3 protein-coding genes are annotated in these 3746 nt (G+C 43.5%); all 3 read right to left on the bottom strand.

Annotated features, from left to right (window positions below):
* The coding region (locus Q0R17_RS11775; protein WP_293935447.1) for a T6SS effector BTH_I2691 family protein at positions 1–2079 on the bottom strand (2079 nt) is incomplete at its 3' end.
* A gap of 14 nt (positions 2080–2093) precedes the next feature.
* On the bottom strand, positions 2094–3014 hold the full coding sequence (locus tag Q0R17_RS11770) for a DUF4123 domain-containing protein (protein WP_293935445.1): 921 nt from the start codon (positions 3012–3014) through the stop codon (positions 2094–2096).
* A partial coding sequence (locus Q0R17_RS11765) for a DUF2345 domain-containing protein (protein ID WP_293935442.1) occupies positions 3014–3746 on the bottom strand: 733 nt, incomplete at its 5' end. The genes Q0R17_RS11770 and Q0R17_RS11765, both read right to left, overlap by 1 nt.

Raw genomic sequence — 3746 nt, 5'->3', positions numbered from 1 at the left:
TGCACCAGCAGCCAGCTTAAGCGCACCCACACCGACCATGGCGCTGCTACTTAAGGCGCGGTCACTGCTCTTTGCCAACTGCTCACAAACGCCACTACTTAGCTCACTTACAACAGCAAGCAGGCCCAAGGTGGCAGCGGTTAACTCTGCTCTTGCCCTAGGGGTAGAGTCCTTCGCCATGCTTTTGCTTTTTAATAAAATATTTGCCAGCTCTAATAGCGCAATCACCGTACCAAAGCGCACACCATTCATCTGAGATGAGCCACTTCCTTGGGTCAGAACCTTATTGATTTGATCCCTTTGGGCCTGATGTACAAGGGCTGATCTGGCCGCATGGATGGCAGGATCAGGATAAAATTCTGCCATATTTTTATCTAAAATCTTGCCCAAACTCAGTTTTAATAGCTTTTGCATGGTGCTGGAAGCCATGACCTGTTTGTCAATAAATTTACCCCCAGGCATATTAGCCAGCATAACGCTGCCCGCCTGCATAATAAGCAGGCTAATTCCCCCCATTTGCCCCGCATTTCCTGTGTTTTGGTTATGTTCAACAACCCCTTTAATATTATTCCATGCATCAGTCAGGCCTTTTCCACCCTCCTGAAGTTTATCAAACGGCAAAGGTGTACCGCTTAATCCGCCAGCGGCAACAAAGGCATCCATACTTTTTTTATTATTCAGCATCAGGCCATTTAATAGTAAAGTGCCCGGCGCAATTTTTTTTGCATTGGCTTGCTCAGTTAGCCACTTTACTCCTGGCTCGCTGCCATTTAAGCCATGAATACATAGGCCCACATGCGATGCATAAGCGCCACAACTTTCTAAATGCGCATTATCATAAAATGCCAGTGTATCGTGCAATAAAGACGAATTAAGCCACAGCAGCCAGTCCAAGCTGCGTTCCGCATGCTGAGCATCGCTTTTAGCCGCCAAATTATTGAAAATATTGCGCGTTCCTTCGTACACTTCCTTTTTGAGCAAGCGCGTTCCATATTTATTCCACGCACTATCGCCAATCTTTTCTATTGCCTTGGTGTTTTTATACCACTCATCTTTAGCCCGATTATAATCAGCATCATTCTGATAGATAGAGGCGTTGCTGTAGTTTCCATAAGTCGCCGGCATCGAGCCTCTTTTTATGATTTCTTCTGCAGTTGTCCCTTTTTTTGGCTCTTTTCTTATCAATGCATTATTTTTTATGGCCTGTTCTGCGGCAGAAACAGCATCGATAATTGAAATTAACTTTTCATTTTTAATACCATATAGTGGATCTTTTTTCTCCATTAATTCGTTTAATGGATACATAACAGAGTTAGTCCACCGACCTAACTCCTGAGTCAAACCAATTGGGTCATGCAAGACGACAGCTATCCCTTTTTTTGCAATTAAATCTGCAGATATATTTTTAAGCCGAGCAGCAAAAGGGTAGGGAACGTTTTTCTCATAAACAGCACCTGCACTTAATGCGGGGTGAAGGTGATTATTAAAAAGCCTAGCTAGGCGTTTTTCAGAAATTTCTACGGAGCGAAACTCCATCACTTTTTTTGCGATTTCAGTAGGTAAAAGTGCGTGATCCTGACTGACTGGTTTCGCTTTAAACTTTTGTAACTTATCACTCAGTACTTTATCTTTTTCTATTTTATTTAACGCAGACAAAGTCAGCGGATCAGGCAAAAACAAAATCCTAACCTCTGTGACTTCTTTTGCATTTTCAATTGAAATCATTGATGCGTTTACACCATGAGTTTCAGGCGCACAGCTAAATGATGGCGGAGGTGTGGCTGCTCCTAAAGGAATCGACGAGATATATCCTTCACTATTAACCGCCCAAGCACTTTCCCATTTTAGTTTTTTAGTTCTGTCGGTCATTACATATAAATAACCATGACGGAGCATTCGCACTGTATATGCGGCATTCTTTAATTTTTTATCTGTAACACCTTGACCAAGTGTGCCGCTTAATTCAGGAAAATCTGCGTAGCCGCCCACATGGGCAGCCAAGGCGTAGCGCAATGGTAAAATCATTAAGCCTTTTTTGCCGCAAAATTTATTTTTACACTCAGTTATCTGCTCAGCCACTTATTCATCCCTTATTATTTATGCAACGCATTTATTTGTTGGCTCCAAAACGCTTCGCCTGCGAATGTTAACCATTCTGTTAAGGTTGGGCGGCCCGCAATTCGGTATTGTTGCAGCTCATTGGCAACATCAGGCAATTTATCTTGGCAGTCTTGCCCCAAAAGGTGCCAAAGCACAGCGCATCCAATCATTTCTTCTTCGTTCTTATTCCACCCCGCCAAACTTGCTAATTGAAAATTTTGATAGACCTCTTCATAAAGAGGTAGCTTTTCAAATTTAATCAGCTCTGGGTGTAATTCATTTAGCCCAACCAGCACATGAATTAATTTATGGTAAGAACTTGAACAATCAAGCCTATCCCAAATATCATTACTTATATTTAGTCCTGTCAGGCTATCCACCTCTACAGCACTAGTAATACACTGGCACTCTCCGGAAAAAACTGGATACCACCATTCATTTATAGGGCCAAGCAATCTTAACTTATCATTGCCATCTAAATACTCATCTAATACAGAGGTAATTCTTGGATCATAAAACCGTAAATGATGCATTTCTCCAGATGGATGTCTGTGTGCGCATAATTTTTTTAAATGTGCCACAATTTTTTCAACCGGCTGCGATGAATATAACCATGCGCTCACCAATGAATGACCACCTTGCCTAATTGATTTATCAAATCCTTTAGCGCCTAAATCAAACCACTCTTCACGCAACTGTGAATCAAAATCAGGGCACAGGGACAAATCAATCAAAACAGGCGCATGATCGATATTTCGTGCAAAAAAACGATCATCAATCACATGAACTGCATTATTTGGAAAATAGCTTTCTGCAGCACCGTCAAGGAATGGATTTGCCTGTGAACGATCCATTAACAAATAAAATCCTTGTACGCTACCGCCCCTTAATATGTTTTCTAATGAATATGCCATTAATTACTCGCAGCGCTAGGATATGGAACACTTGCTGCACCAGACTGAGCGGCATCTGCTGCTTGAAAATTGCAAGGCTGTGGTGGCTTAAATGATGGCATAGCAGGTGACATGCTCGCCGGCCCACTTATATCGTGATTAGCACCTTTAATACTCACTTCCCCAGGGCAATGAATCTCGATATCGCCGCCTTTTAGCCGGATATAGCCGCCACCCGCCGTAACTAAAATTTCATCTTTAGCCGAAATGCTGATCAGCCCTTTGCAAGCCGTGACTTTTAGGTCTTTATCCCCCGTGATTTCAATATCGTCGCTCTGCGCTTGCAACTGGATTTTGCCTTTGGCAGCGATCAGTTTTAACGCAACTTTATCTTTTACACCTGCCACAAACAGGCTGATATGCTGGCCTACGTTATGTATCCAGCGGCGGCCAGAGGTTTGATTGGTGTCGCGCTGGGCGATTTGATCTAGGTTTGTGCCTGCCGAGATAGTTTGGCTTTGCGGGCTGGTAATGGCAACGCCATCTTCCCCATGTAGCAGGATAATTTTTTGCTGCCCAGCTTGGTCTTTAGATTTGCTCTTACCGTCTTTGTCTGTGTTGCTGCCCGCTTCAAAGCTTTTGCTGGCGTGTACGTGGTGGTAAAGATGGCCGGTGCTGGCTTTGCTGCCGGCGCTATTATCGGCCTCAACGGTTTTGCCTTCTTCGCCGGTTTCTATGGTATCGGCAAGCTGG

Origin of the sequence: Iodobacter sp., from assembly GCF_025352645.1 — a bacterium.
GTDB lineage: Bacteria > Pseudomonadota > Gammaproteobacteria > Burkholderiales > Chitinibacteraceae > Iodobacter.
Note: the sequence above shows the minus strand (reverse complement) of the source record. Positions and strands in the feature narration are given on the sequence as shown.